This is a genomic window from Herbidospora sp. RD11066 (assembly GCF_054661255.1).
In genome coordinates, this window is record NZ_BAAGDO010000015.1 from 47557 (window position 1) to 70091 (window position 22535).

24 protein-coding genes and 2 pseudogenes are annotated in these 22535 nt (G+C 68.0%); 11 read left to right on the plus strand and 15 right to left on the minus strand.

What is annotated here, in order from left to right:
- Positions 1-72: 72 nt before the first annotated feature.
- From ACYQ78_RS37170 to ACYQ78_RS37205, 8 genes are all read right to left on the minus strand, one after another.
- Positions 73-225, minus strand: a complete 153-nt coding sequence (locus tag ACYQ78_RS37170) for a hypothetical protein (RefSeq protein ID WP_459805682.1) — start codon at positions 223-225, stop codon at positions 73-75.
- 596 nt (positions 226-821) lie between these two features.
- Positions 822-2162, minus strand: coding sequence for an isocitrate lyase/PEP mutase family protein (locus ACYQ78_RS37175; protein ID WP_459805683.1), 1341 nt, complete (start codon positions 2160-2162; stop codon positions 822-824).
- Positions 2163-2241: 79 nt separating this feature from the next.
- Complete coding sequence (locus tag ACYQ78_RS37180; protein ID WP_459805684.1) at positions 2242-3225, minus strand: zinc-dependent alcohol dehydrogenase family protein; 984 nt, start codon at positions 3223-3225, stop codon at positions 2242-2244.
- 12 nt (positions 3226-3237) lie between these two features.
- Entirely contained in the window at positions 3238-3948 is a 711-nt protein-coding gene (locus ACYQ78_RS37185; protein ID WP_459805685.1) for an SDR family NAD(P)-dependent oxidoreductase, read from the minus strand.
- Positions 3949-3960: 12 nt separating this feature from the next.
- Positions 3961-4623 (minus strand): isochorismatase family protein, encoded by a 663-nt coding sequence (locus tag ACYQ78_RS37190; RefSeq protein WP_459805686.1) that lies wholly within the window; start codon positions 4621-4623, stop codon positions 3961-3963.
- Positions 4624-5042: 419 nt separating this feature from the next.
- Positions 5043-5948 (minus strand): NmrA family NAD(P)-binding protein, encoded by a 906-nt coding sequence (locus ACYQ78_RS37195; RefSeq protein WP_459805687.1) that lies wholly within the window; start codon positions 5946-5948, stop codon positions 5043-5045.
- A 770-nt stretch (positions 5949-6718) separates the two neighbouring features.
- On the minus strand, positions 6719-6922 hold the full coding sequence (locus tag ACYQ78_RS37200; protein ID WP_459805688.1) for a transposase: 204 nt from the start codon (positions 6920-6922) through the stop codon (positions 6719-6721).
- A gap of 323 nt (positions 6923-7245) precedes the next feature.
- Positions 7246-7536: a transposase gene (locus tag ACYQ78_RS37205; protein WP_459805689.1), complete on the minus strand. Its 291-nt coding sequence runs from the start codon at positions 7534-7536 to the stop codon at positions 7246-7248.
- A gap of 25 nt (positions 7537-7561) precedes the next feature.
- Between ACYQ78_RS37205 and ACYQ78_RS37210 the strand changes: the two genes are divergently transcribed.
- The 4 genes and pseudogenes from ACYQ78_RS37210 to ACYQ78_RS37225 all read left to right on the plus strand — a co-directional run.
- Entirely contained in the window at positions 7562-8140 is a 579-nt protein-coding gene (locus tag ACYQ78_RS37210; RefSeq protein ID WP_459805751.1) for a transposase, read from the plus strand.
- 932 nt (positions 8141-9072) lie between these two features.
- Positions 9073-9513 (plus strand): CBS domain-containing protein, encoded by a 441-nt coding sequence (locus ACYQ78_RS37215; RefSeq protein ID WP_459805690.1) that lies wholly within the window; start codon positions 9073-9075, stop codon positions 9511-9513.
- Entirely contained in the window at positions 9510-10802 is a 1293-nt protein-coding gene (locus ACYQ78_RS37220; protein ID WP_459805691.1) for an ArsB/NhaD family transporter, read from the plus strand. The genes ACYQ78_RS37215 and ACYQ78_RS37220 overlap by 4 nt, the downstream gene beginning before the upstream one ends.
- An 89-nt stretch (positions 10803-10891) precedes the next feature.
- A pseudogene (locus tag ACYQ78_RS37225) lies at positions 10892-11263 on the plus strand (class I SAM-dependent methyltransferase); the annotation flags it as partial.
- 30 nt (positions 11264-11293) lie between these two features.
- On the opposite strand, the gene nhaA reads toward ACYQ78_RS37225, so the two are convergent.
- Positions 11294-12706, minus strand: a complete 1413-nt coding sequence (nhaA, locus tag ACYQ78_RS37230) for a Na+/H+ antiporter NhaA (protein WP_459805692.1) — start codon at positions 12704-12706, stop codon at positions 11294-11296.
- 149 nt (positions 12707-12855) lie between these two features.
- Here nhaA and ACYQ78_RS37235 point away from each other — a divergent pair, with 149 nt between their 5' ends.
- Positions 12856-13470, plus strand: coding sequence for a TetR family transcriptional regulator (locus ACYQ78_RS37235; RefSeq protein WP_459805693.1), 615 nt, complete (start codon positions 12856-12858; stop codon positions 13468-13470).
- Positions 13467-14750: a glycosyltransferase gene (locus ACYQ78_RS37240; protein WP_459805694.1), complete on the plus strand. Its 1284-nt coding sequence runs from the start codon at positions 13467-13469 to the stop codon at positions 14748-14750. Before ACYQ78_RS37235 ends, ACYQ78_RS37240 begins: the two co-directional genes overlap by 4 nt.
- On the opposite strand, the gene ACYQ78_RS37245 is transcribed toward ACYQ78_RS37240, so the two are convergent.
- Together ACYQ78_RS37245 and ACYQ78_RS37250 are read right to left on the minus strand one after the other, a co-directional pair.
- On the minus strand, positions 14722-16311 hold the full coding sequence (locus ACYQ78_RS37245; RefSeq protein ID WP_459805695.1) for an ABC transporter permease: 1590 nt from the start codon (positions 16309-16311) through the stop codon (positions 14722-14724). The two genes, ACYQ78_RS37240 and ACYQ78_RS37245, sit on opposite strands and share 29 nt — an antisense overlap.
- Positions 16308-17204 carry an ABC transporter ATP-binding protein gene (locus tag ACYQ78_RS37250; protein ID WP_459805696.1) on the minus strand — a complete coding sequence of 299 codons (897 nt, stop codon included), beginning with the start codon at positions 17202-17204 and terminating at the stop codon, positions 16308-16310. The genes ACYQ78_RS37245 and ACYQ78_RS37250 overlap by 4 nt, the downstream gene beginning before the upstream one ends.
- Before the next feature lie 198 nt (positions 17205-17402).
- Between ACYQ78_RS37250 and ACYQ78_RS37255 the strand changes: the two genes are divergently transcribed.
- Together ACYQ78_RS37255 and ACYQ78_RS37260 are read left to right on the plus strand one after the other, a co-directional pair.
- On the plus strand, positions 17403-17795 hold the full coding sequence (locus ACYQ78_RS37255; protein WP_459805697.1) for an STAS domain-containing protein: 393 nt from the start codon (positions 17403-17405) through the stop codon (positions 17793-17795).
- Between the two features lie 46 nt (positions 17796-17841).
- Positions 17842-18330: a MarR family winged helix-turn-helix transcriptional regulator gene (locus ACYQ78_RS37260; RefSeq protein WP_459805698.1), complete on the plus strand. Its 489-nt coding sequence runs from the start codon at positions 17842-17844 to the stop codon at positions 18328-18330.
- Here the strand turns inward: ACYQ78_RS37260 and ACYQ78_RS37265 are convergent.
- Positions 18327-18458: a hypothetical protein gene (locus ACYQ78_RS37265; RefSeq protein ID WP_459805699.1), complete on the minus strand. Its 132-nt coding sequence runs from the start codon at positions 18456-18458 to the stop codon at positions 18327-18329. The genes ACYQ78_RS37260 and ACYQ78_RS37265 overlap by 4 nt on opposite strands.
- A 287-nt stretch (positions 18459-18745) precedes the next feature.
- Between ACYQ78_RS37265 and ACYQ78_RS37270 the strand changes: the two genes are divergently transcribed.
- Positions 18746-19249, plus strand: coding sequence for a DUF421 domain-containing protein (locus tag ACYQ78_RS37270; protein WP_459805700.1), 504 nt, complete (start codon positions 18746-18748; stop codon positions 19247-19249).
- Here the strand turns inward: ACYQ78_RS37270 and ACYQ78_RS37275 are convergent.
- Positions 19246-19566 (minus strand): hypothetical protein, encoded by a 321-nt coding sequence (locus ACYQ78_RS37275; protein WP_459805701.1) that lies wholly within the window; start codon positions 19564-19566, stop codon positions 19246-19248. The two genes, ACYQ78_RS37270 and ACYQ78_RS37275, sit on opposite strands and share 4 nt — an antisense overlap.
- A gap of 168 nt (positions 19567-19734) precedes the next feature.
- Here ACYQ78_RS37275 and ACYQ78_RS37280 point away from each other — a divergent pair, with 168 nt between their 5' ends.
- A complete protein-coding gene (locus ACYQ78_RS37280) occupies positions 19735-20595 on the plus strand; it encodes a DUF4394 domain-containing protein (protein ID WP_459805702.1) in 861 nt (286 codons plus the stop codon).
- 365 nt (positions 20596-20960) lie between these two features.
- Positions 20961-21128: pseudogene (locus ACYQ78_RS37285) on the plus strand (STAS domain-containing protein); the annotation flags it as partial.
- A gap of 135 nt (positions 21129-21263) precedes the next feature.
- Here the strand turns inward: ACYQ78_RS37285 and ACYQ78_RS37290 are convergent.
- Together ACYQ78_RS37290 and ACYQ78_RS37295 are read right to left on the minus strand one after the other, a co-directional pair.
- Positions 21264-21971 carry a site-specific integrase gene (locus ACYQ78_RS37290; RefSeq protein WP_459805703.1) on the minus strand — a complete coding sequence of 236 codons (708 nt, stop codon included), beginning with the start codon at positions 21969-21971 and terminating at the stop codon, positions 21264-21266.
- Positions 21952-22182, minus strand: a complete 231-nt coding sequence (locus tag ACYQ78_RS37295) for a hypothetical protein (protein ID WP_459805704.1) — start codon at positions 22180-22182, stop codon at positions 21952-21954. Before ACYQ78_RS37295 ends, ACYQ78_RS37290 begins: the two co-directional genes overlap by 20 nt.
- Positions 22183-22535: the final 353 nt, after the last annotated feature.

Here is a 22535-nt window from a genome sequence, read left to right on the forward strand (position 1 = left end):
GTTCGCAAGATGACCTACCGCGACCCCGACGGCAACAAGATCGGCTTTGGCGGCGGCCCGCCCTGAGCTTGGTCAGCCTCGACGGTTGCGGCCGGAGGTGGGGCCGTATGCGCGCTTGAAGCCGTGGGCGAACGTGAACTCGGAGTCGTAACCCACGCGGGCGGCCACCTCGCCGAGCAGGCGTCGGAGGAGCGCAGGAGACCTGCCACGCTGGTCAGGCGCCACCAGGTCAGGTACGTCAGCGGCGGCTGCCCGGTCAGGGCGGTGAAGCGGCGGAGGAAGGCGCGCACTACTCCTCGTCAGGAATCGAAGCCTGCCTGCACCTGGACGGATGGAATAATCGGCAGGCACACCAATCCGTGGACGCCGTATAGCCAGACCATGAAAGATATGCGGAAGCAGCCTCCGGAGCGGCATTGCGCATCACCAGCGGGTACTTTGACAGCAACAAATCCGGGCGATCTAATAGAAATAGATGGCATCCAGAATTCGGCGACACTAATAACATCGACTTTTAGTCCGTAGGTTCAGGGCTTGAATCCCTGGCGTCCCACCACTTATGACCCGATTTGACCGGTGGCTATGCCCCGGTTTGGGACCTCGGCCGCGAGGCGAGATCGACCGTGGTTGCTCGCCGATTGCTCATTGGTATGTCCACATGCCGGGCGAAGATCGCTAGGCGGGGCCGCCGTCAAGTTGGTCCCATGTGACGGCCACAGGGCACCCGCCAGAACTGAGCCAGCCAGCCCTCTGCTTCCCCTTAACCCGGTCGCCTCAAGGTCAAGCCTTCGTCAATGCGCGAACCCCAGGGGGCACGTCGTTCAGGACGACAGCCGTTTTGGTGGCCTCTCCTGGAACGGATCGTTGTGCTCCTTCGTGTGTTCACCCTCTCGGCTGTCCTGACCGCGACGGTCGCCGCGTCCACGGTGCCTGCTGATCCCGGCCCGGGGTGGGGCCACTCGACCGGCGCCGGGAGCATTCGTGTCTCTGAGGACCGCTGGCACATCGTGGTGTTGCGACAACAAGGCCGACAACCTGTACGTCGGGGCCGAGTACGCCACTTCGATCCTCGGCATCCACACCGTCGCCGACGCCAACGGCGCCGAGTGGGGCTGCAGCGAGAAGACCACTCTCTTCAGCCAGATCGACGTAGTCAAGTGTGCACCGGCATCAGAAGCGTCACCCGGCGCTGCGAGCAGCCGGTTTGGATCAACAGTCGGTAGGTGTGCCGCTCTACCTACTGCCTCCGTGGTGATCTCCGAGCGGCATGCCGTAGTGGCGGCGTCGCCCTGTCCGCACGCTAGGAGTTCTTCGCTGGAAGCCCGCCAAGGTCTCAGCGAGCCGGGAACGCCGTTGATGTCAGCGAATGACTCAGCGGTGCTCAGCTCTTCGTAAGTGCCCTTGGTGAGCACTTCCCTCGCGCTGCGCAGGGCGAGGGCGTAGGCGGCCTGGGAGATCGCGGATCCGAGGCTGACGCGGCGCACCCCCGCCGCTTGGAGCTCCTCGACGCTCGGTGATCCGGGGCCGACCATGATGTTCACCGGTAGCGGCGAAGCGGCCGTGAGCTTCTTGATCACCGCCAGGTCGCTGAGGCCTGGGACGAACAGAACGTCCGCGCCCGCCTCGGCGTAGGCGGCGGCTCGCTCCAGGACGTCGTCGAAGCGGCCCTCGGGTGCGCCGATCTGGAACAGGAAAACGTCGGTGCGGGCGTTGATCACCAGTTCCGGAAGTCCTGCCTTGGTGGCGGCGGTACGTGCGGCACGGATTCTCTCGGCCTGTTCGGCGATGGGGAACAGTTGCCCGGTGGCGGCGTTGCTGTCCTCCAGGTTGATTCCGACCGCTCCGGCCGCGACGACGTCGGTGACGGTGTGCGCCACCTCGTCATCCGACAGGCCGTAGCCAGCCTCGACGTCGGCCGAGACCGGGACCTGGACGGCTTCGGCGATGCGCCGGATGGCCTCGATGTTCTCCTCGCGGGTCAGTTGCTCTCCGTCGGGGTGGCCCAGTCCCCAGGACACTCCCGCGCTGGTGGTGGCGACGATGTCGGCTCCCGCCCTCTCGATGAGGACCGCGCTTCCGGCGTCCCAGGCGTTCGGCAGGACGTAGATTCCGCTCTCGTTAAGGGCTCGCAGGGCGAGTGCCTTCTTGGTCTGGATGGTCATGCGTCGCTTCCTTCGGATGGTCGCATCTCAGCGAGAGTGTCTGGCGGGGCCGCCCAGCGCGGCGCTGCCGGCAGGCTCGCTACGATCGATTCGGTTCGAAGATCGCCTTGCCGTGGTACTTCCCGGCGGCGGCGAGCGCTTCGGGGTACTGCTCCAGGCCGTAACGTCCGGCGACGGGAAATGAGATGGCGCCGGACGCGACGAAGGGGGCCACCTCCTGGTAGAGCGCGGCGACCCTGTCGGCGTCGGTCTGCGCTCCGAACCAGTTGACGATCCAGAACCCGCGGATCGACTGGCCGGTGAAGACCAGGTCCGGGCTGGACACGGTGGCGGGCTCTCCGCTCATGCCCGCGTAGACCACGAGGATGCCGTACCGGGGCAGGGAGTCGAGCAGTCGCTGGGTTGACGAGCCGCCGACACCGTCCAGGGCCAGGGCGATCTCCGTTCTGCCCGTCGCCGCCGCGACGCGCTCTGGAAGATCGGGGCCGTCGGCCAGGACGACGTCGCCGCCGAGCTCGGTGAGCTGGTCGATCAGCTCAGGTCGCCGTACGACGTTGACCGTCTTGATGCCGCGTGCCTTCGCGATCGCGATCACCGACCGGCCGACGCTCGAGTTCGCACCGTTCTGGATCACCCAGTCACCGGGCTTGAGCGGCACGAACTCCGTCAGCAGCAGGAAGGCGGTCGGCGGATTGATCCCCAGCATCGACAACTGGGCGACGTCACCCTCGGGCAATGGCCGCAGCCACGAGGCGTCCATCTTGACCTGCTGCGCCCACGCGTTGCTCAGCGGCGGGACGAGGGTGCGATCGCCTTCCTCCAGATACTTCACCGCCCCGCCAACAGCCGAGACGCGGCCGACGCCTTGGGCACCGAGCACATGGGGCAACGGCGGCAGCACCCCGTAACCGCCTGCGATGATGTAGAGATCGGTGGGTTCGATCGGCGACGCCTCGACGTCGATGACCACCTCGTCGGGTCCGGGTGCGCCGACATCGGGCACGTCGACGAGCTCGACGACCTCAGACGGATCACCGTGGGCGCGGAGCTGCAAAGCTTTCACGTGGCATGCTCCTTAGTGACCGGCGGTGCGGCCGCCGTCCACATACGAGATCTCGCCCGTCACGAAGTTCGCGTCCTCCAGGTACATCAGGGCCCGCACGACGTCGGAGATCTCGGCGATGCGGTTGAGCGGCGCGAAGGACTTCTTGGCCTCCAGCGTGTCCGGTTCGTGGAGCGGTGTCCGGGCGATGCCCAGTGAGAGCGCGTTGACCCGGATGTTGTCGGCGGCCAGTTCCATCGCCAGGCCTCGCGTGGCCGCCACGCAGGCGCCCTTGGACATGGAGGCGAGCACTGCGGGCACGCCCTGCAGGGCGTGTTCGACCAGGCTCGTGCTGATCTGGACGATGTGACCACCGCCCTGCCGCTTCATGGCGGGCACGGCGGCCTGGGTGGCGAAGAACACGCTGTCGAGGTTGGTCGCCATGACCCTGCGGTAGAGCTCTTCCGGGATGTCCTCGATCGGCGCGGGGCGCCAGATGCCGGCGTTGTTGATCAGGGTGTCGACCCGGCCGAACTTCTCCAGTGCGGTCTCGACGACCTTCCTGGCCACGGCGGGTTCGCCGATGTCGCCGGGGATCGCGATGTAGTCACGGTCCTCCCAGGGCTTGATGGACCGCGAGTTGCCGACCGCGCGCCAGCCGCGCTCCCGGTAGGCCTGGACGAACGCCTCACCCAGTCCCTGTGAGGCGCCGGTCACGACCACGACTTTCTGATCCGTACTCATGGGAAGGCCTCCTCAGGCGGCTGCCGCCATCTCCATGCGCTTGACGGTCTCCTCGGTCGTCCACACCGCATTGGCCATGAAGCGGTAGTTGACCATCGCGGCCTGGTAGCCGTCGCCCTCGTCGTTACGCCCGCCCGCGACCGCGTCCCGCACCATCGCGACCTCGAAACCGGCCTCGATGATGTCGCGCATGTGGCTCTCCAGGCAGATGTTGCCGACCGGGCCCGCCATGATCACCTGCTGGATCCGCCGCAGCCGCAGCTGCTTGATCACGTCGTTCGACTCCGTGGAGAAGAACTTGTGCGGTGAGGTGTTCTCGGTCCTGCCGTCCATGAGGTACTTCTTGAGGCCCTCCGCGTAGTCGGCGCCGGACCCTTCGAAACCCTCCAGATCAACGGGGTCCTTGCGGCCCACGAAGTCGATCGTGCTCAGGTAGTGCCCGATCGCACCCGGCGGGACGACCCACTGACGGTCGGTCGGGTAGTAGTAGTGCGGGGAGTGCACGACCGCGAAGTCGTTGTCCTTCGCGCATTCCAGGAGCTGTTCGATGTGTTCGATCGTGCCGTGGGCCCGGAGGCTGTCGGCGATCAGCGGGTAGTAACTCCCGTCTTCCCGCAGAAAGTCATTCTGCAGATCCGCCATCACCAGAGCCGTGTGCTCCTTGTCGAGTTCCATCTCGGGATTGTGATGTGTGAAGAGCATAATGCGCCTTCCCTTTCATCATCGACGCCCGGTGGTCATATATTCACGCGCTGTAACCAAAAGCTCCCAACACAAATGGGCGGGATGACACGATCTCAGCCGCACGTCATAGCTGAGCAAAGCACCCAAGGTCATTGCCGTCGAATTCTGACGCATCAAAGATGTGCATATGCCTACCCCCAAGCGGTGGCACTTGCGGAGAAGGCGTGACATCATACACAAACGTAACACCGCACAGTTACCTCATAATTCACACTTGTGCATAACAAAGTTTGCGCCGCCCAGGAAAACGATGCCTCTGGTTGGTTGAATACTTTCGAGAGTCTCTGTCACTCCTCGCGGAACTTTGTTGAGCACCATGGATCACCTCCGCCGTCGTGGAATCATCGAGGTCAGTGAGGGGCGACGACCCGGGGGCCGTTGACGTCGAAGGCCTTCCTGTTCGCCGCGACGATCTCCTGGACGGTCAGCGGAGCGCGGCCACCGATCCGCTCGACGTTGTCGTTGGTGCCGGCGAGTACGCCGTTCTGGCAGTCGAGAGCGACATGGCTCAGGTGCTGAATGATGTACGGCGGCATGCCGAGCTCGGTCATGGCCGCGGCGAACTCGTCGATGCTGATCGGCTCGTAGTGCACGGGCATGCCGAGCTCATCGGCCATGGCGCGGGCGATCTCGTGGTAGTTCATCTCGACCGGGCCGTGCAGGGTGTAGATCGCGTGGTCGTGCGGCTCAGGATCGGCGAGCACCTCGGCGATCACGCGAGCCTGGTCGCTCATGGCGATCGGCGCATGCCGGCCTTCGCCGAGCGGGAGCCGCATGTACCCCTCGCCTCCCCGTAGCTCCCAGTACTGCGTCATCCACTCGGAGAACAAGGCCGGCCGCAGGTGCGTGACGAGCAGGCCGGTCCGGTCGAGCATCCGTTCGCACAGCCAGTGCTGCCGGGTGGCGCCACTGCGTGCGTCGCGGCGGCAGGAAAGCTCCGACATGTTGACCAGAGACCGGACCCCGGCGTCGATGGCGGCCTGGGCGAAGATGGTGGTCGCCTCGATGGCGGTCGGGCTGATCGGGTAGCACAGGTAGGCGCCGCTGACGCCTTCCATGGCCGCGCTGACGGCGTCCAGATCGAGCAGGTCCGCGGCGACGACCTCGGCGCCCGCCTCGTCCAGCCGACGCGAACGCTCGTCCTCCCGGTGCACTATCGCCCGGACGCGATGGCCACGCCGGAGCAGCAGGTCGATAGTGGGGCGCCCGGTTTTGCCGGTCGCTCCGGTGACCAGGAACAGCCTGTCGTCGGTCATCTGAACACCCTTCGTGAACCGCAGGAACGTGGCTTCCGTCAGATTCGACTTGAGATAGATCTTGTCGTGCCGACCGTCACGGTCTCCATTCGTCTGCCCGGCCTGAAGTTCCCGCAGGTCGGCAGATTTGATCCCGGTACGTGGGCCTGCGTTTGAAGTGTTGGCCGCATCGATCACATGCTTAATCCCGGCAGATGCGACTCTGATCACCGCCTGCTGGAGCCTGATTCGTCATCAGTGTTACGACGCCATCACAGGGTCAGCGTAGGAATGCTGGCGCTTATGCCCCGACGCTCTCGGGCGCCACGCGTTTTTACAGGTCGTCGCCACTGGTTTCAGTGACTGACAATCGGACACGTCTGCCCTATCGGTAAATACAGTCAGCGAATTCAAAAAATACGCAAAGGGGAGTGACTCCCCATGGTGGTCAACCGCAGGAAAGTCAAAGGAGAAGCCTTCAGCGCGCCGCACTCATGGGACCTCGGCGGCACCGCCATGATCGGCGCCTTCTCGGCCGATGAACCAGGGGCGGGCCGATGAGCACCGCAGACATGGTGGCAGCCTCCAGGGCACGGCTCGGGCCGGTCGGCGTCCGATTCGGCGCCTTGCGGACCGCCGAGGCCGACGCCGGGCGCCAGGCCGCTCACAGTTGCGAGGCTCTCGGGTACGGACCGCTCGGCCTGGCGGCCCTGCCCGGCGCGAAGACGCCGCCGCAGTGCCGCGAGGACCTGTTCGGTGACCTTGGCCTGTTCCCAGCGGGCGAAGTACCACTACACGGTCTGCCAGGGCGGGAAGTCGATGGGCAGTTGCCGCCAGGAGCAGCCGGTGCGCACCACGTACAGGATCGCGTCCATGACATCGCGACGGGCGTGCTTCTCGGGCCGGCCGCCAGCATTCGGTGCGGGTAACAGCGGCTCGATCAGCGTCCATTTCGCAGCGGTCAGGTCGGAGGGATAGCGGCGTTCACGGGCCATCAAGCCAGGCTGATCGTGGTCGCGCCGGACACCTGTGCGACACTCCGGCCCTTATCGGCTGGAATCATCACTTCTCAAACACGCACTTAGAGGGTGTTTGATTCGCTTATGCGTTGCTCTCCGCCGTTTTGGCTGGCCAGGGTACGGCACGAAGGGCGTTCGTCGTGGTGCTCGTCTTCTCATTAGCGCACTCCCGAGACGGATGTGACGGCGTTTTGCCTGTCTCATCCTGTCTGGACCCGCGTTGCCTGCCCGTGTCCCACTGCCGGTTGACCGCCGCTCAAAGCTCGCCAGTGTGACCCCGACGGGGATATACCGGGCCATCAACGCTGCGATACGCCCTGCGCATGAGCGAACACCGAAAGTATCCCAGCGATCTGTCTGACGCCCGGTGGCATCTCATCGGACCCGTCCTGGCCGACTGGCGCGAGCAGCGGCAGGCCGCCGCACTGGGCATCGGCCGCCCGCCCGGCCACGACCTGCGCGCCATCCTGAACGCGTACCAAGTAGACAGTTCCCCAGGGCGGGTAGTCACGGGGTAGGTAGCGCCAGGGGATCCCCGTGCGGTCGATGTAGAGGATCTTCGCCGCCTGGCGTGACGATGAGGTCTTCACCCACCTGAACGGTCTGCTGCGTCACCTGGTCCGCGCTGCCGAGGGCCGCGACGCCGACCCTTCCGCGTGTGTCATCGACGCCCAAAGCGTGAAGACCTCCACCGACGTCCCGGCAGCCGGCCAAGGCGTCGACGCCGCTAAGAAGATCGTCGGCCGCAAGCGTCACATCGTCGCCGACACCCTCGGCCTGCTGCTCGCGGTCCTGGTCACCGCCGCCAGCGTTCAGGACTCCGCCGCAGGCACCGCCCTCATCAACCACATCGCCGATGAACACCCCACCATCTCCAAAGCCTGGGCCGACGGCGGCTACCGCCCCCACCTGGTCGAACACGCCGCCACCGTCGGCATCGACCTCCAGATCGTCCAACGCCCGCCCGCGACCAGGGGATTCACCCCACTACCTCGGCGATGGACGGTCGAACGCACCTTCGGCTGGCTGATGTTCCACCGCCGTCTGGCCCGCGACTACGAAACCCTGCCTGCCAGTTCCGAGGCCATGATCCACCTCGCGATGATCGACAACATGTCCCGCCGCCTGACCGGCGAAAAACACCCCAACCTGGCGAAACACCTAAGCAGTGCAAGCCGCTATCCGCAGGATTAAACAACCTCTTAGGACGATGAGGAGTTCCGGGCACGCGGTCGAGCAGCAGGAAATCGTGCTCGCAACGCCGCGCAACCCGTTCGGACAGACCGTCACCGGCCAGCGGGGAAGGCTACGCGAGACGAAGGGTGATGCGGGGGGCAGCCCCGACTGCCGATGGCCTCTTCCCGGCCGACAAACGCCACCACGCCTCTGACCTGTCATTACGGCTATTTCCGCGAAGTATTGCGAGTTGCGTCTTGCGCAACGAAGGGTTCGGCAATTGACACACATTTCCCCGAAAGCCATCGGATGCCATAGAAGGGCCGCGAGTCAGCTATTGTTTCTCCAGCGGCATCAGCCTTATCAGGCCCGCTCTTGTCGACGCGGTCGGGGGTCCCCGGGCGCGTCGATGAAAGATCGGGATCGATGAGGAAGGAGTTGGGTCACCGTTGGCGCCCACGCCGACTGAGCGTCAGGACTCACAGTCTCTGCTCCTGCTGATGCAGGTGACGATGCTGTTGCTCGAATGGGCCCTCAAACCAGGAGGGACCGGCTACCGGTCCCCGCTCGGACGGGCTCTCCTTGATGCTTTGGCAGGCGGTGGGAGGTTCCGTCCGTCTTTTGTCTGCAGTCAGCAGACCAAGATGCGTGTGCTGTCTGGTGTCGCCCGGCGCCTCAGGTTGCCTTTTGTAAACGCAATCTGTCTTTTTCTGCCGCCAGCGTTCTGCGCTAAAACACATGGAATGGTTGGCGTATTTATCTGATGCTGAGCGCTGCGTGGCGCGATCCCCTGAGGTTATTGGCGCGGGTCAACACCACTCCCCTGGCGTCGTCTCCGGACTGGTGGGGCTGGCACGGCTGCTCGTCCACGCGATGTTAGAGTTCCGGCCAGGTGAGCCGGGAAGTCTGGTCGGCAGTGGTGTTCGCCGTCCACCGAAAGGCCCCGGGTCATGCGCGCTCGCGATCTGCTCACCGACTTCCCCACCGTCACGCTCGACACCCGCATCCGCGACACCGCCCAATTGATGGCCGAACGCGACCTCGCCGGGCTGATCGTCCTCGACGACGGGCTCCCCCACAGCGTCCTGCCCGGCACGCAGGTGCTCGCCCTGGCCGTGCCCGGCTACTGCCAGGAGGATCCGGCGCTGGCCCGGGTCGTCGACGAGGCCCACGCCGACCGGTTCCTCGATGACGTCGGCGACCGCACCGTCAGAGACGCGCTGCCGCCCCAACCGAGGGAGCTCCCGGTGACCGATCCTGATGCGACGATCCTTGAGGTCGCCGCGTTGATGGCCAGAACGCGCAGTCCGCTGGTCGCCGTGGTCGGCGAGGGGCGCTACCTCGGTGCGATCACGCTCACGACCCTGTTCGACCGGGTCACCGGCTCGTGACGGCGCTGGCCTGGCTGTCGCTGGCGGTCTTCCTGGGGGTGTACGCCCTCATCGCCACCGAACGCATCCACCGGGTGGCCGCCGCGCTCGGCGGCGCGGGGATCATGCTGGCGATCCACGCCACCGACGCCGGGGCCGCGTTCTTCTCGCAGGAGTCGGGCATCGACTGGAACGTCGTGTTCCTGCTGCTCGGCATGATGGTCATCGTCGGCGTGCTGAAACAGACGGGCGTCTTCGAATACCTGGCCATCTGGGCGGCCAAACGCGCCAAGGGCCGCCCCTACCGGCTGATGGTGCTGCTGGTGCTGATCACCGCCGGAGCCTCCGCGCTGCTCGACAACGTGACGACGGTGCTGCTGATCGCGCCGGTGACGCTACTGGTCTGCGCCAGATTGGGCCTGTCGGCGGTCCCTTATCTGATCGCGGAGGCGCTGGCCTCCAACATCGGTGGCGCCTCGACGCTGGTCGGCGATCCGCCGAACATCATCATCGCCAGCCGGGGCGGCCTGTCGTTCAACGACTTCCTGGTCCACATGGCGCCGATGGTGGTGGTGCTGGTCGTCGTCTTCCTCGGCCTGTGCCGGGTGCTGTTCAGAAAGTCGTTCGTGTACGACGAACGCCGCGCCGCCGAGATCATGCAACTCGACGAGCGGGAGGCGATCTCCAACCCCCGCCTGCTCTGGCAGAGCCTGGCCGTGCTCGGCCTCGTGCTGGTGGCGTTCGTGCTCCACCCGGTGCTCCACTATGAGCCCTCGGTCGTCGCGATCCTCGGGGCCGGGATCCTGGTGGCCGCCACGAAGGTGACCACCGAGGAGGCCATCGCCGAGGTCGAGTGGCCGACCCTGGTGTTCTTCGTCGGCCTGTTCGTCATGGTCGGCGCTCTGGTCGAGACCGGCGTCATCGGTCAGGTCTCGCGGTTCGTGGTGGAGGCGACCGAAGGGCAGCTCGGCGTGACGACCATGGTCATGCTGTGGGGTTCGGCCGGGCTGTCGGCCATCGTCGACAACATCCCCTACGTCGCCACCATGAGCCCGATCGCCGCCGACCTGGTGGCGGCCAACGGCGGCAACGAGCACGCCCAGGTGTTGTGGTGGGCGCTGGCCTTCGGCGCCGACCTCGGCGGCAACGCCACCGCCGTCGGGGCCGCCGCCAACGTGGTGGTCGTCGGTATCGCCGCCCGCAACGGCCAGCCGATCAGCTTCTGGACCTTCACCAAATACGGCCTGGTCGTGACGGTGGTGACGGTCGCCTTGGTCACGCCCTATCTGTGGCTGCGCTACCTGATGTAGGGATCGCGTAGCCGGACCGTAGGAATCGCGTAGCGATCGGTCCCGGAGACGGCGCACGACCGCACCATGAGGGTGTGAGTCAACGCGGAATGGAGCAGTTCCACCATCCCCGGCCGGTCGGCACGGGACACCACGAGACGCTCCGGCCGACCCCGGAGCGGGCACGGCTGCTCGACGGCCTGTCGGGCACCGTCCTGGAGATCGGCGCGGGCGACGGGGTGAAGCTCGCCTGCTACCCGCCCGGAGTCGACGAGATCATCCTGGTCGAGCCCGACGGCTTCCTGCGCGCCGCCGCGACCAACACGCGGATCACGACCCCGCTGCGCATCCTCGACGGCGACCCCGGCCGCCTGCCGGTCGCGGACGCCTCCTGCGACGCGGTGGTCTGCTCGCTGATCCTGTGCTGCTCGCGCCGCCCTCGGCAGACCCTCGACGAGATCCGCCGGGTCCTGCGTCCGGGCGGGCGGCTGCGCTTCTACGAGCACCAGCGGTCAGCGCGACCGATCGTCGCGATGGCCCAGACCCTCGTCACCCCGATCTGGTCGCGCGCCGCCGGCGGCTGTCACCCCGCCAGAGACACGGTCGCGACCATCGAGCAGGCCGGGTTCGCCATCGACGATCTCCACCGGTGCACCTTCCGGCAGATCGACCACGTGATCGGCACCGCCGTCCCCCGGTAGGTCGTCGTAGGCGTCCGGGATGCCGTCGTGGTCGGAGTCGCGCACCTCGGCCTCGTGGATGCGCCGGTAGACCCGGGCCCGCATCAGCAGGATCACCGACGCGATCAGCGCGGCGGCCAGCGAACCCGCCAGCACCGCCACCTTCACCCCGGCGGAAGCGCCGAAGGCGAGGTCGCCGATCAGCAGGGAGACGGTGAAGCCGATCCCGCCCAGGATCGCCAGGCCGACCATGTCGATCCAGGCCAGCCCCTCGTCGAGGGTGGCCCGGGTGAACCTGGCGACCAGCCAGGTGGCGGCCAGGATGCCGACCGGCTTGCCGATGAGGAGTCCGGCCACGATGCCCAGCACGATGGGGTCGCCGAACGACACCCCGGGCCCGCCGAGCGCCACCCCGGCGGAGAAGAACGCGAAGACCGGCACGGCGACCCCGGCGGAGATCGGCCGGAAGCGGTGCTCGAAGTGCTCGGCCAGGTTGCCCTTGTGGACGGGCACGGTCAGCGCCAGCAGCACCCCGGCGACCGTGGCGTGCACCCCCGAGGCGTGGACCAGCGTCCAGGCCGCGAAGGCCAGGGGCAGCAGCAGCCACCAGGCGCGCACTCCGCGACGTACGAGCAGCCAGAAGACCATGAGCGGGACCAGCGCCCCCAGCAGCGGCAGCACCGCGAGATGGGAGGTGTAGAAGATCGCGATGATGACGATCGCGATCAGGTCGTCGACGACGGCGAGCGTCAGCAGGAAGGTCCGCAGCCCGTCGGGCAGGTTCCGCCCCACGACGGCGAGAACGGCGAGCGCGAAGGCGATGTCGGTCGCGGTCGGGATCGCCCAGCCCTGCGGACCGGTGCCCCCGGCGATGGCCAGATAGACCAGCGCTGGCACCACCACACCACCGACTGCGGCGGCCACCGGGACCGCCGCGCGGCGGAACTCGCGCAGGTCACCGGCGACGAACTCGCGCTTGAGCTCCAGCCCGGCGACGAAGAAGAAGATCGCCAGCAGGCCGTCGGCGGCCCAGGTGGCCAGGTCGAGATCGAGGTGCAGCGCCGCCGGCCCGACCTCTACCGCGCCGAGGTCCTGGTACGTCTGCGCCAAAGGTGAATTGGCCCAGAGCAGCGCGGCCAGCGCGGCGGTCAGGAGGAGGGCGCCGCCGATGGTCTCCTTGCGCAGGATGTCGGCGATGCGGCGGGTCTCGGGCCAGGTGCCACGGCTGAACAGGCGGCTGGGCATGAAGCTCCGTTCGGTCGACAGAAAACGATCAAGAACCGCCGACCAGACTTCCCGGCACACCGCTCCAAACGATATCAATACGCCCCCGCCCGGTTTCTTGACGCTCTCCCCATGCCCTACCGACTGAACAAACGTTTAGTATTCTGTGCATGCGTTCAGTCGATGACCTGACAGCGCGAGCCCGGATCCGGGACGCCGCGCTGGAGTTGTTCGGAGCCGACGGCGTCGGCGGGGTGAGCGTCCGGGCGGTCGCGGCGGCGGCCGGGGTCTCCCCCGCGCTGGTGCTGCACCACTTCGGCTCCAAAGAAGGACTTCGACGGGCCTGCGACGGCTACGTCGTGGAGGCCATCCGGGGCACCGGCTCCGAAGTGCTCTCCGATACCTCGGGCCTGGCCACGATGCTGGAGGCGGCCACCCCCGTCCGCCGCTACCTGGCCCGCGCGCTGCTCGACGGCTCGGCCGACGCGGCGGCGCTGTTCGACGAGATCGTCACGCTGACCGAGGCGTGGCTGGCCGACGGCACGCAGGAGGGCTGGGCCCATCCGGCGCGTGATCCACACGCCCGCGCCGCCGTTTACGTGTCCTGGCTGCTGGCCCCGTTGGTGCTGGAGAGCCATCTGGCCCGCGCGCTCGACGTCGACGACCTGCACGGCGCCGACGCCACCCTGCGCTACTCGGGTGCCGCCGTCGAGATGTTCACCCGCGGCGTCTTCGCCGACGACCGCGCCCTGACCGCCTGGGACACCATGGGGAGCGACCGGTGAAGGTACTGATCATCACCCACGGCACCAGAGGCGACGTGCAGCCCTTCGCCGCGCTCGGCCTGGCGTTACGGCAGGCGGGCCACGAGGCGGTCCTCGCCGCCCCGGCCGCGTCCGCCTCCCTCGCCGCGCACCACGACCTGCCGTTTCTGCCGCTGCACGACGGCCCGAACACGCTGATGGACGAACCGGAGATCCGGGAGGCCATCGACTCCAACTACCGCGGACTGCGCGGCAAGAAGCTCGCCCTTCAGATGATGCGGCGCAGCAAGCCCCTCATGGGGCGGGTCATCAAGGACATCGCCGGTACGGCGGCCGAGGGCGCCGACCTGGTGGTGCACATCGTCGGCATCCCCGGTCACCACGTCGCGGAGAAGCTGGGCGTGCCGTCGGTGCCGGTCGCCCTCCAGCCCGTCTGGGTGCCGACAGGGGCGTTTCCCAACCCGATGTTGCCCGTCCGGATGCCCAGGGCGTTGAACCGGGCCAGCTACCTGCCCATCAAGCTGATGTTGCGATCCTTCGCGGGCGTGGCGGACGACGTACGGAAAAGAGATCTTGAACTGCCGCGACGGCGCGGGCGGCATGACCCTCTGCGCCGGGCCGACGGCGGCCCGGCCACCGTGCTCCAGGCTTTCAGCCCCGGGCTTCTCCCCGCCGACCCCGGCTATCCGGAAGAGGTGCACACCACCGGTTTCTGGTACCTCCCGGCGGCCCGCGACTGGACCCCGGCACCGGAGTTGGCCGCCTTCCTCGACGACGGGCCGCCGCCGGTTTCGATCGGGTTCGGCAGCATGGCCGGCACCGACCCCGGCCGGGTCGGCCGCATCGTGGCCGAGGCGATCCGGCTGGCCGGGGTCCGCGCGGTCCTGGTCTCCGGGTGGGGCGGGATGGCGCTCGACGACCTGCCGGAGAACGTCATGCTGGTCGACCAGGTCCCGCACGACTGGCTGTTCCCCCGTATGGCGACCGTCGTGCACCACGGCGGAGGCGGCACGACCGGGGCCGCGCTCGCCTCCGGCCGCCCGCAGGTGGTCTGCCCGTTCGTGGCCGACCAGCCGTTCTGGGCGGCTCGCGTCCACGCGGCGGGGGTCGCGCCGGCGCCTCAACCGCAGCGGCGGCTGACAGCCGAGGGGCTGGCCGGGGCGATCAGGCAGGCGGTCTCCGACTCCTTCATGGCCGCACGCGCCGCCGCCCTGGGAGAGAAGGTTCGGGCCGAGAACGGCGTCGCCGCCGCGATCACGGTGCTGGAATCGCTCAACCGGCCTCCAGGTCCCGCCGCGTGAACCCCGCCACCCCCGCTCCGATCAGCGCCGCCGCGATCAGGCCCAGCCACAGGTAGGGCCATACGGTGGCCTCTCCACCGGGCAGGGCCGGGAGGTGGGCGTACGGGGAGAGGAAGCGAACCCGCTCGTCGATCTGGAGCAGCTGGCCGAACAGGTCGAGCACCGCGAAGGCGACCAGGAACGCCCACGCGGCGGCGGTGGCGCGAGGCAGCAGGCCGAACAGCAGGACCGCGATCCCCGCCATCACCCACACGGCCGGAACCTGCGCGACGGCGGCCCCGGCGATCCGGACCACCTGGTGCACCGGTTCCCCGACGCGCACGCCATGGGCGAGCCCGGCGGCCACCCCGGCGACCGTCAGGATCAGGGCCGACCCCGCCAGCGAGCAGGCGACGTGGCCCAGCAGCCAGCGCCCGCGCGGCACCGCGGAAGCCAGCACCGGCTCGGCCCGGCCGGTGACCTCCTCCACCCGGGGGCGCAGTGCCGCCTGGACGGCGTATCCCCCGGCCACCAAGGCGAACAGGTCGAGCTCGGTGGCGAAGAAAGTGTCGACGAGGGCACCCGCCCCGCCCATCTGAGCGAGCAGCTCGGCGATCTGTGGGCTGCCGCCGGCCAGTTCGCCCACGGTCTCGGCCAGCCCGCCGAACACCGCGCCGACCACGGCGAAGGAAACCGCCCAGGAGGCCACCGAGTCACGGTGCAGCCGCCGGGCCAGCGCGAACGCCGATCGAAGCGACGGCGCGGCGGCGGCCGGGCCCCGGCGCGCGGCCAGCAGCCCGCCACCGAGATCACGCCGCCGGGCCAGCGCGTCCGCAGCCACCAGCAGGGCGACCGCCACCGCGACGAACAGTGCGGGGACCCACCAGCGTTCTCCCGCGAAGGCGCGGGTGCGCTGAGCCCACCCCAGCGGCGACGCCCACGAGAGGGCGTCGCCCCCGGCCGCGTCCCCGGCCGCCCGGATCGCGAAGAACAGCCCGAGGGCGGCGACCGCGATGCTGGTGGCCGCGCGGGCGCCCACGGTCAGTTGCGCGGCCACGGCGGCGATGCCGGTGAACAGCAGTCCCACCCCGGCGACCGAGGCGGCGAAGGCGGCCGACCCTTCCGCCGGCAGTCCTTGCCCGGCCAGCCCCACGGTGGTCAGCACGGCGATCGTCAGATTGGCGATGACCGAGGTCAGCACGGCGGCGGCGGGCAGCGCGTAGCGGCCGACGGGAGCTGCGCCGATCAGCTCCGCGCGCCCGCTCTCCTCCTCGGCGCGGGTGTGACGGATGACGATGAACGTGCTCATCAGGGCGGCCAGGACGGCGGCGATGTTCGTGGCGCGCCACGCGGTCAGGCCGCCGATGGAGGTGCCGTCGTACACCGGGCCGGTCAGTGCCTGGAGCGCCGGGTTGGCCATGATCGTCATGCCGAGGGAGATCCGCTGCGCGGCGTCGGCGTACAGCTCGGCGAGGGCGGAGGCGGTGCCGACCGGCAGCGCGACGATCACCAGCGTCCACAACGGGAGCATCAGGCGGTCGCGGCGCAGCGCGAACCGCAGCAGGACAGCGGTCCCGGTCATGACGCGGGGGTCTGGTAGTGGCGCAGGAAGAGCTGCTCCAGGGACGGCGGCTGACAGGTCAGGCCACGCAACCCGGCGTCGGTGAGCCGCCGCAGCACCGCTTCGAGGTGCTCGGCATCGACCTCCATGGCGACCCTGGTGCCGGTGACGACCAGGTCGTGGACGCCCGGCGTTTCCCCGAGCCCGGCGGGCACGGTGGCCAGGTCGGCGGTCACGGACGAGCGGGTCAGGTGGCGGAGCTGAGCCAGGGTCCCGGTCTCCACCGCGCGTCCGTCGCGGATGATCGTGACCCGGTCGCACAGGGCCTCGACCTCGGCCAGGAGATGGCTCGACAGCAGGACGGTCCGGCCGGCCGCGTGCTCCTCGGCGACGCACTCGCGGAAGACGGCCTCCATGAGCGGGTCGAGGCCCGAGGTCGGCTCGTCGAGCAGCAGCAGCTCCACGCCCGAGGCAAGGGCGGCGATCAGCGCGGCCTTCTGCCGGTTGCCCTTGGAGTAGGCGTGGCCCTTCTTGGTCGGGTCGAAGTCGAACCGGTCGACCAGGCTCTTCCTGCGGCGGGGGTCGAGGCCGCCGCGCAGGCGTCCGAGCAGGTCGATGGCCTCTCCGCCGGACAGCGTAGGCCACAACGTGACGTCGCCGGGGACGTAGGCCAGCCGCCGGTGCAGGGCCACCGCGTCACGGAAGGGGTGCCCGCCCAGGACCTCGACGTGGCCGCCGTCGCCGTGGAGGAGGCCGAGCATGATCCGCAGGGCGGTGGTCTTCCCGGCGCCGTTGGGGCCGAGGAAGCCGTGGACCTCTCCGGTACGCACCTGGAGATCGAACCCGTCGAGGGCGCGGACGTGGCCGAAGCGTTTGGCCAGGCCGTCAACGAGAACGGCGGTGTCTTCCGGCACGGGAGGCTCCTGAAGTCGATCGGACAGAAATTGCCGACCAGACTTCCCGGCGCACCGATCGAGACGATACGCCCGCGTATTGGCTGACGCCAGAGGGAATCAGCGGGCGATCGAGCACGAGCCCGGCCGACGCGCACTGCTTGACTTAAAACTATTGCATAGTGCAATGATTGGACGGCGGCGGCTACGGGAGTGCGGATGGATGCGAACGAGGGAGAGATCGGCCTCTTCTCCTGCACTCTCGGGCTCCACGACCAGGTCATGATCATTTGGGCGAACGGCCACCTCGACCTGACGGTCACCCGCCGATTCCGGGAGTCCACCTGGGAGGCGCTCGCCCTGTTCTCTCCACCCCGGCTCGTCATCAGTCTGGAGAACCTGGTCTCCTGCGACCCGGCCGGACTCGGCGTGCTGATCGGCGCGAATCGCCGGGCCGTCGAACTGGGTGGCGTCTTGGTGCTGAGCACCCCCAACTGGCAGCTGGCCCAGCTCCTGAGCGTGACCAGGCTGGACCGGCGGTTCCGCATCCGGGCCGATATCACCGACGCCGTCACGGAAGCAGCCGACTTCTCCGCCCCGGGAACGCAGTAGCGGCGTCCTGTACGCCGCAGTGCGGGCATGCGTGTAGAAACTCCTCATGACTGATGGGCACACCGACGACGGCGATCTCGACGCCGTCGTCTCCGCTGTGCTGACCGGGTCGCGGCTGCTGGTGTCGATCGCAGCGCGCTCCCTCGGCTCGGTCGACGAGGCGGTCACGCTGCCTCAGTTCCGGATGCTGGTGGTCCTGGCCGGGCGTGATGAGGCCAAGCTGGTGACCCTGGCCGAGACCTTGGACGTGAACCCGTCCACGGCGATGCGGATGGCCGACCGGCTGGCCGGCGCGAACCTGATCGTGCGGGCGACCAACCCGGGCAACCGGCGGGAGAGCCTGATCAGGCTCACCCCCGGGGGCAGGCGCATCGTCGACGAGGTCACCGCCCGCCGGAGCGCCGAGATCGAGAAGATCGTCTCCCGGCTCACCCGCGACCAGATGCAGGCGCTCGTGACGGCGATGGCCGCGTTCAACGAGGCCGGCGGCGAGCCGCCGGTGGCCGCCCATCCTCTCGGCTGGCCCTCCCACTAACCGTCCGGCGGAGACATCCGCAGCTCCACGATGGCCTCGCTCACCGTCCGCCGGAGCGTGAGCAGATCCTCCAGGCCCCGCCTGCGCAGTTCCACCCGGACGAGGTCGGTGGCGCCCGCGACGAGCATGCGACGGAGGCGGGGCGTTCTACCCGTTGACCGACCGCCTCGCCCTTCTCCAAAAAGCACTGGACGATCTACGGGCTGACCTGCTGGACCATGTCGGCGGCCCGCTGCCCGACGACGCGGCGATGCTGCTGGTGCGACGGTGAATCCCAGCCCGCGTTTTCCCGTCCAGGTGCGGGGGTAGTCAGACTCACCAGATGGACCAGCGATCCCCCGCGTTCTGCTGTTTCGGTGATGGCGCGTGAGGTCGGGGGACGCAACGTGGAACACGGCAGCACCTTGGGCACCCCGTGAACGAGGTGATCGACGCCCTGGTCGGCGCTCCGGAACGGGCCTTGCTGGCCGCAGTCAAGATCCTTGCGCTGTTCGTCACCGCCGTGGTGGCCTTCCGGCTCACCGGGCGTCGCGCCCTGACCGAACTCGCGCCGTTCGACTTTGTCACCGCCGTGGCGGTCGGCGCGCTGATCGGGCGGACCGCCACGGCGACCGACGCCTCCTGGCTGGACGGAGCCGTCGCCCTGATCACTCTCCTGCTGGCCCACCTGGCGGTCGTCCACCTGCGGTTCATGCCCGGGGTTCGCCGCGTGGCCGACCCGTCGCCGCACCTGCTGGTCCACGACGGGAAGGTGATTCACCATGCCCTGCGCCGCTGCGGACTGACGCGGTCGGATCTGGACATCGTCCTGCGTCGGCATGGCGTCACCGAGCTCGATGCCGTCCGCCTCGCGGTGTTCGAGCCGAACGGCGCGATCTCCCTCGTCACACGTACGGAAGACGCGAGACCGTCGGCTTAGACGACCCGGCGTGACACGATGCCGGTGCCGACGTCGTGTCCGCACCACAGGTCGAAGCGCTCACCGGGGCGCAGGTATTCGGCGGCCTCGTCGTCGGGGACGAGCATGGTCACGATGGGGAACGTGTCGCCCGGCGCCAACGGCTCCCAGTCGTCGGCGGAGATCGCCGCCGCGAAGGGGTGTCTGCCGGCCGTGCCCCCTTTCTGCTCACGCGCGCATACCGTCAGCGCCTGTGACCTGAGCCGATCGGCTAGGACATCGCCGACCAGGCTTCCCGGCACACCAATGCGGGACGGGAATCCACTGATTCCGTACATTCTGATGCCTTGTCCGCTTATGCAGTAATTTCATTCACCAAAAGTCCGGCGGTCGACAAGGTTCGTAGAAAATACGCGGAGTAGATCGCAGTTCATGCCAATCCGGTAAGGCCGGGCCTCCGAACTCCGACGGAAAGCAGCGATCGGTAGTCGTGATCGGAGAGACGCATGCGAAAAGCAGTGATCGTCGGGGCGCTCGTGCTGGCGGCCGGGGCCGTGACGGCACCCGCCGTGGCCGATTCCCCCGCCGGGCTCGACGTCGTGGGGCTGACGGCGAGCGGGCGGCTCGTGTCGTTCCACGCCAACGCGCCGTGGCGGACCCGGGACATGGGGAGGATCGCCGGGCTGAGCGGCGACACCGCGCTCGTCGGCATCGACTTCCGGGTCCAGGACGGGAAGTTGTACGGGGTCGGCGACAAGGGCGGCGTCTACACCGTCGGGCGGACCGCCAAGGCGGTGAAGGTGTCCCAGCTCACCGTCGAGCTCAAGGGCGCGAAGTTCGGTGTCGACTTCAACCCGGCCGCCAACCGGCTGCGCGTGATCAGCGACACCGGGCAGAACCTGCGCCACAACATCGACGACGCGATGGGCGCCCCGGCCGCCGGTGTGACCGTCGCCGACGGCACACTGACGAATCCGCCGGTGCCGCCCGCCACGTCAGGGGTGACCGCGACGGGGGTCAGCGGGGCGGCGTACACGAACAACGACCTGTCCGCTTCTACGGCCACGACGCTGTTCGACCTGGACACGGCCGCCGACCGGGTGAGTGTCCAGTCGCCGGCCAACGCGGGCAACCTCGCGCCGACCGGGAACCTCGGGGTGATGGCGGAGGACGGGGCCGGGTTCGACGTCTACAGCGCGCTGCGCGGGGGCGTCGCGGTGTCCAACCAGGCGTACGCGACGATCAGGACCACCGGTGGATACCGGTTCTACGGCGTGGATCTGCTCACCGGGGCGGCAAAGGGGATTGGAACGTTCCCCAATTCCCGGCAGGTCGTCGACATCGCAATCCCGCTGAACCAGGGCTGAGTTCTTCTTGATTCCGGGCTTCGGCGGGCGGAGCCCGGAACTTTGACCGATCGCACTACCGTGCGAGCGGCCGACTCAAGCCATGGCATGCGCCCGATGGGTTTGGTGGCCACCTGACGTCATCAGCGGTGATTTCGACAATGGCCTGGTGTGACGACAAGGCCGACAAGCTCCGTGCCGAGGTCGATGGTGCACGCGTGTTCTTGTGTGAGGATCTCCCGGACACTGGCGCCCGGCCCACTCCTACTACGGGGATCCTCAGTGGGCATGTGTCCATTCTCGCGTCCGGTGAATACCCCGTTCATCGTTGATCCAGATGCCAGGAAAGCGATGACGCCGTGCAGCCTCGGCAAGGGTTACTGATCGTGTTCACCTCGTCGGACGAGCGTCTGGCCATTCTGCATCTGTCCGGTGACGTGGACGGGGCGACGGCGCCCGCCCTGAACATCGACGTCCAAGAGGCGCTCACCGACCCCGCGACGTCGGCTCTGATCCTGAAGGTCTCAGAGGTCGGATTCTGGGACTTCTCCGGGCTCGGTCTGGTGCGGTCGAAGAGCACGTACCCGAATAGAAGCAGGTCCGCCTCGAGTTCGAGGCAGACCTGTATCGAGGACTCCGTTCAGGCAATCGACCCAGTCGTGAGACTCCGCGTGCTGTTCGGTCCCGCGTTACCGGCGGGGACGGACTGTGGAGGCAGGAGCAGCCAAGAGAGCTGCCGCGACTTCTGGATAGACGCTGGTGTAGGTGTCACGGGTGAAGGTCGAGGAAACGTGACCGAGCGTCTCCTGCACGATCTTCATTTCGACACCGGCGGCGAGCATCAGCGAGGCGGAACCGTGGCGAAGGTCGTGCAGCCGCACGGGCGGGAGACCGGCTTCGAAGGCCAGCCAGTAGAACTGGTCCGTCGCCTGCTGATGGTGTAGTGGCCGGCCTGGTTCGTCGGTGAAGACGAACCCGCTGTCGACCCAGTCATCGTCCGCAGCCGGCCGCTCCCCCGTCTGCTTGGCCCGGTGGCGTTTGAGGAGCTTCATCGTCTCGGCGTCGACCGCGATGACACGGTCGCTGGCGTCGGCCTTCGGCTTGCCCTGGACCGGCTGCCAGCCGAGTCGGGTGATCTGCCAGTGCACACCCACCATGCCGCCGGCGAAATTGACGTCCTGCCGGCGCAGCCCCACGGCCTCACCCCGGCGAAGACCCCGCAAAGGGCGCGGGTCAAGAAAGCCGAGGTCTGAGCAGGTGTCCACACCATGACCGGTGAAGGTCGCAGGGTGGAGATGTAGCAGCCGATCATGTCCACTCTGGCCCTTGCCCGTCGGGCGAGGTCGGTCCGAGTGGTGTGGTCGGCCCGCCGGCGGGTCACTCGTTCGTCGGTCCATACGACGGGTTTGGGCCGGGTGATGGATGGGAGTCCAGCAGTCGGTCCTGTTTTATCGCAACGTTGAGGGCGTGGCGCGGGGTGGCGCGGATGCGGTGCATCGTGGCGGCTCTGACCGGCCGCCGGTAACGCACCTTCGGGACCCAGGTCGGGTTGCCGCTGGCCTGTTCGGCGACGATGACGTCGTTGAACTCCTCGATCGCGTCGAACATCCCCCGGCTTCGGCTTCTCCGGGGAGTGACTTCATACGGGTAAGCATGCCCGTATGAAGACTTGGTCCGCCTACTGCCGGCCAGTGTGCCAACTGACAGCGTCCGGTTCACATCAGATGGCAACGCCATGGCTCGCGTAGGAGCTCGGACTTCGATGTCGTCAGCCGCAGCACCTGTGAAGCGCCAGCCGTCCAGAACCCGCGATCGAAACCTCGGGCCGCAGGCGACCCTGACCGAGTCCAGGGATCGGAACCCCCTCAGACAGTTTCGTGATCTTGACAGACCATCCGGAACGGCAGAAATAATTCAGGCGATCAACAAATGAGCCCAGCGTCGGCCAGACAGGGTCGGCG

What these genes read in the sequence shown, in the direction of transcription:
- ACYQ78_RS37175 (WP_459805683.1), bottom strand. Translation starts at nt 2,162, where the DNA reads ATGACCATCCAGACCAAGAAGGCACTCGCCCTGCGAGCCCTTAACGAG.
- ACYQ78_RS37185 (WP_459805685.1), bottom strand. Translation starts at nt 3,948, where the DNA reads ATGAGTACGGATCAGAAAGTCGTGGTCGTGACCGGCGCCTCACAGGGA.
- ACYQ78_RS37190 (WP_459805686.1), bottom strand. Translation starts at nt 4,623, where the DNA reads ATGGAACTCGACAAGGAGCACACGGCTCTGGTGATGGCGGATCTGCAG.
- ACYQ78_RS37195 (WP_459805687.1), bottom strand. Translation starts at nt 5,948, where the DNA reads ATGACCGACGACAGGCTGTTCCTGGTCACCGGAGCGACCGGCAAAACC.
- ACYQ78_RS37200 (WP_459805688.1), bottom strand. Translation starts at nt 6,922, where the DNA reads ATGGCCCGTGAACGCCGCTATCCCTCCGACCTGACCGCTGCGAAATGG.
- ACYQ78_RS37215 (WP_459805690.1), top strand. Translation starts at nt 9,073, where the DNA reads ATGCGCGCTCGCGATCTGCTCACCGACTTCCCCACCGTCACGCTCGAC.
- nhaA (WP_459805692.1), bottom strand. Translation starts at nt 12,706, where the DNA reads ATGCCCAGCCGCCTGTTCAGCCGTGGCACCTGGCCCGAGACCCGCCGC.
- ACYQ78_RS37235 (WP_459805693.1), top strand. Translation starts at nt 12,856, where the DNA reads ATGCGTTCAGTCGATGACCTGACAGCGCGAGCCCGGATCCGGGACGCC.
- ACYQ78_RS37245 (WP_459805695.1), bottom strand. Translation starts at nt 16,311, where the DNA reads ATGACCGGGACCGCTGTCCTGCTGCGGTTCGCGCTGCGCCGCGACCGC.
- ACYQ78_RS37255 (WP_459805697.1), top strand. Translation starts at nt 17,403, where the DNA reads ATGGATGCGAACGAGGGAGAGATCGGCCTCTTCTCCTGCACTCTCGGG.
- ACYQ78_RS37260 (WP_459805698.1), top strand. Translation starts at nt 17,842, where the DNA reads ATGACTGATGGGCACACCGACGACGGCGATCTCGACGCCGTCGTCTCC.
- ACYQ78_RS37265 (WP_459805699.1), bottom strand. Translation starts at nt 18,458, where the DNA reads ATGCTCGTCGCGGGCGCCACCGACCTCGTCCGGGTGGAACTGCGCAGG.
- ACYQ78_RS37275 (WP_459805701.1), bottom strand. Translation starts at nt 19,566, where the DNA reads ATGTACGGAATCAGTGGATTCCCGTCCCGCATTGGTGTGCCGGGAAGC.
- ACYQ78_RS37280 (WP_459805702.1), top strand. Translation starts at nt 19,735, where the DNA reads ATGCGAAAAGCAGTGATCGTCGGGGCGCTCGTGCTGGCGGCCGGGGCC.
- ACYQ78_RS37290 (WP_459805703.1), bottom strand. Translation starts at nt 21,971, where the DNA reads ATGGACCGACGAACGAGTGACCCGCCGGCGGGCCGACCACACCACTCG.
- ACYQ78_RS37295 (WP_459805704.1), bottom strand. Translation starts at nt 22,182, where the DNA reads ATGTTCGACGCGATCGAGGAGTTCAACGACGTCATCGTCGCCGAACAG.